We start from the raw sequence: 3,047 nt of genomic DNA, 5'->3' as shown, positions 1-3,047 counted from the left end.
GGGAATTGCGTGGTAAAGGCCGAGGTGACCGAGGAGGGAGCGCCGTAGGCCGCGTTATTGGAGCTGGTCGACATTGTAGAAGTGCGGGAGCTGCCGCATGCCGCCAGCAGCATAACCGCTGCGCAGGCTGAAAAAAGGTGCTTTTTCATAACGATATAATTGAGGTTAGCTACCCGTTTAGGGGTTACCGATATACGCCGCAAAGGAGTTGCCACAATGGGCGCTACCTCCGCCTTGCGCCGAAAAATTCTGGCTAACGAAGAGCCTGTTGGCGGCGCTGGCATAAATATTTCTGCCAGGTGGACGCAGCCATGCTGCAGAAACCACTAAAAAAACCTCAACCATGATCAAACAGACATTTTTCGCGGCCATCGCCGCCGCAACGCTGATCGCCTGCAACGACAGGACAGACAAAACAACCACGACCACCACGACGGATACCTCGTCGATGATGACGACGCCCCCGCCCGCTACTACCGACACCGGTATGATGCGCACCGACACCATGGGCACAGGTGCCACCCACACCCCCGGTAACACCACTACCAGCACAACAACAACTTCAACCTCTACCAACCAGGCCTATGCGCCCTCCGAGGGCGACGTGAGCCGCCACAACGGCAAGGTGGTGGTATACCACAATGGCAAGTGGACGAGCTCGACCTCCGAGGTACGTCTCGACAATGGCGCCACGGTGAACTCCCAGGGCCGCGTAACCTATAACGGTGAAAACCGCGACCTCGAAGAAGGCGAACACGTAACGAAGGCCGGACGCTTCTTCGACAAGGCGGGCAACGCCATCGAGCACGGCTGGGATGCCACCAAGACCGGCGTGAAGAAAGGCGCCCAGGCGGTGGGCCATGCCGCCGAAAAAGTGGGCAGCAAGGTGAAGGACGCCGTTACTCCCGATAAGAAGGATCAATAAGCGTTCTTTTTAGCAATAAAGATCCCCGCGGGCTGTTTGCTCGCGGGGATTTTTTTGGCTTGGTCCACGGGAATATTTCTCGCAGAGGGCGCGGAGCGTTTCGCAGCGGGCACGGAGATGCTCGAGCTACCAACAGAAAGGTTTGGAGACATTCCTGCTGCTGGCAATCAACTTCCTGCTCAAGACAGCGGGAGGGGCCCTGCGGGCGGAGTTGGTTGGTGACGACTTTGCCGATACATTACCACCTTACTACGAAGGTGTTACCAGTTGCGGACATAGCGGTGGAAACCGTGCTTCAGGAGGGATACGTTGAAGTTGATCAGGTAGCCCAGCTTCTTTTCGTGGAGGCGGAGGTAGGTGAGCATCTGCGATTCCGCTACCGGCTCCAGCGCCTTCACTGCTTTTAGCTCAATGATGACTTCGTCGTTTACCACGAGGTCCATGTAATAGACGTCGCCCAGGTCTTCGCCTTCGAAAATAAAGGTGATCGGAACTTCGGTGCTGACCCGGAAGCCGCGCTTGCGCAATACAACAGCAAGGGCTTTCTGATAAGCCGATTCCAGCAACCCGGGACCTAAGGCCTTATGCACATAAATAGACGCATCCAGGATGGCGCCGCCGATTTGGTTGAGTTCTTCTTTTTCCATACCCCCAAACCTGCGGCAGCCAGCACAGGATTCCATGTGAAAAACAACAGAATTTCCTGGGTTTTTTCCCATGGAAATCTCCCCCCTCCGCCCGTAGGGCGTCTCTCGCTGTCTCCGTTACAGCGCAAGGGTAGCTACCGTTAAGCGTGCCTCCCAACCTAAATGTTGGTAGCTCGAAGGCCTCCGTGCCCTCTGCGAAACGCTCCGTGTTCTCTGCGAGAAAAAAACCACTTGCGCGGGAAGAAACCTCCTTCCAGCCGGCGCGGGCTTTCTGCGCGTGGAAGAACCCTTGCTCCAATCCGGAGCGCCCTTTTGCGCGCGGAAGAAAGGCTCCTCCAAAATGGCGGGCGCTTTTGCGCGGGCGCAGTAGCCCGCTGCCATGGGCGCGGCCCTTTCTTCCGGGCGCAGCAGCCCCGCGCCGCCGGCGCCTGCAACAAGGGTGCAAAAAGAAACGGGCCGCCGCTTGCAAAGGCCCAATCCCTGCCGTAACTTAATAGGAACAAAAAACCCTTGTCATATGAGATCAAAAGCTTTACACTTAACCCCGCTCACGAACGAGGAATTCATCCAGTTTTTCACCCAGCTTCTCAAGGCCATCGACACCGACCCGCTGCCGATGCCGGCCGTCATGCTGGGCGCCAAGGCCAGCGTTGCCGCGCACCTCGAAGACATCAGCCTGCTCTTCAAGCGCGACCACGCCTCGCGTCTCACCCAGAAGCTCGTGCAGCTGGACGGGCGCCGCGACGACTTCGTAGTCGGGCTGCAGGACCTCTGCGAGGGCCACTGCTATAACCCCGACGAAGCCCTCCGCGAGCAGGCCGCCCTCCTCGACCGCCGTCTCGAGGTGTACGGGCCCCGCATCTACAAGCAGAACTACCAGCAGGAGACAGCCATCATCAACGCCCTCGTGCGCGACTTCCGCGAGGACCCCGACTGCGCCGCCGCCGTCGCTGCCCTCGGCCTCCGCACCTGGATCGACGCCCTCGACCGCACCAACAAAGAGTTCGACGCCCTCTTCCTCGAGCGCGCCGCCCTCGAAGTCGACAAAGACATCCCCTACACCATGATCCAGAAGCGCGACGAGATGCGCGTGGCCTACGAGAACCTGCTCAACAAGCTCGATGGCTTCTACCACACCGCCGAAGGCGCCGAACCCTGGGGCCGCATGGTGAAGCTGGTGGAGATACTGACGCAGGAGTATCGGGAGATTGTGAGTGCCAGGAAAGGAAGGAAGGAGGCGAGGAAGGAGAAGGAGGGAACGGCGGAGGCGTGAATTCTTTAATGGATTGTAATAATAAAGCCGCTGCGGGTGCAGTGGCTTTTGCTTTTTAATAATGCTGCGGCCGGCCCGCCACCAATCAATCGGTGCGGGAATGCCGGTCGGGCCGGTTTCTTTTTCTAAAAAGAGGGTTTGTCATCCTGATGCGCAGCATCAGGATCTCTCTAGGTACTAGTAGGAGGCGGCCTGCTGATGC

3 protein-coding genes are annotated in these 3,047 nt (G+C 58.3%); 2 read left to right on the top strand and 1 reads right to left on the bottom strand.

Translation table 11 applies throughout. From position 1 onward, the window contains the following. Positions 1-343 precede the first annotated feature (343 nt). The gene (locus EPD60_RS07805) at positions 344-925 is read left to right on the top strand and encodes a DUF6799 domain-containing protein (RefSeq protein ID WP_131448485.1); all 582 of its coding nucleotides are present in this window, start codon (positions 344-346) and stop codon (positions 923-925) included. A gap of 260 nt (positions 926-1,185) precedes the next feature. Here the strand turns inward: EPD60_RS07805 and EPD60_RS07800 are convergent, their stop codons facing one another. Then, complete coding sequence (locus tag EPD60_RS07800; RefSeq protein ID WP_131448487.1) at positions 1,186-1,572, bottom strand: GxxExxY protein; 387 nt, start codon at positions 1,570-1,572, stop codon at positions 1,186-1,188. A gap of 517 nt (positions 1,573-2,089) precedes the next feature. On the opposite strand from EPD60_RS07800, the gene EPD60_RS07795 reads away from it, so the two are divergent. Beyond that, positions 2,090-2,845 carry a DUF6261 family protein gene (locus EPD60_RS07795; RefSeq protein WP_131448491.1) on the top strand — a complete coding sequence of 252 codons (756 nt, stop codon included), beginning with the start codon at positions 2,090-2,092 and terminating at the stop codon, positions 2,843-2,845. The last annotated feature ends 202 nt before the right edge of the window (positions 2,846-3,047 follow it).

It is taken from the genome of Flaviaestuariibacter flavus (assembly GCF_004337505.1).
GTDB classification, from domain to species: domain Bacteria; phylum Bacteroidota; class Bacteroidia; order Chitinophagales; family Chitinophagaceae; genus Flavisolibacter; species Flavisolibacter flavus.
This window is presented reverse-complemented; position numbering and strand designations above follow the sequence as displayed.